Origin of the sequence: Streptomyces chattanoogensis (genome assembly GCF_001294335.1) — a bacterium.
In the GTDB taxonomy this organism is placed as follows: Bacteria; Actinomycetota; Actinomycetes; order Streptomycetales; family Streptomycetaceae; genus Streptomyces; species Streptomyces chattanoogensis.
This window is the reverse complement of the sequence record NZ_LGKG01000129.1, coordinates 1-211: the sequence shown is the minus strand read 5'-3', so window position 1 is coordinate 211 and position 211 is coordinate 1. Positions and strand designations below refer to the sequence as shown.

1 protein-coding gene is annotated in these 211 nt (G+C 69.7%); it reads left to right on the top strand.

The features are described 5' to 3' along the window. Nucleotides 1–211 (top strand): carbonic anhydrase (locus ADL29_RS15355; RefSeq protein WP_281181845.1); only part of this gene is annotated, 211 nt, incomplete at both ends.

Genomic DNA, 211 nt, shown 5'->3' with positions numbered 1-211 from the left:
CGAGGACCGGGAGGCCTACGGCCGGTTCGCCGCCGGCCAGTCCCCGCTCGCCCTGTTCATCACCTGCTCCGACTCCCGGGTCGTACCGTCCCTGATCACAGGCGCAGGCCCCGGTGAGCTCTTCGAACTGCGCACGGCCGGCAATGCCGTGCCCGTCTACCAGGAAGGCATGGCCGCCAGTTCGGAGGCGGCCACCATCGAATACGCCATG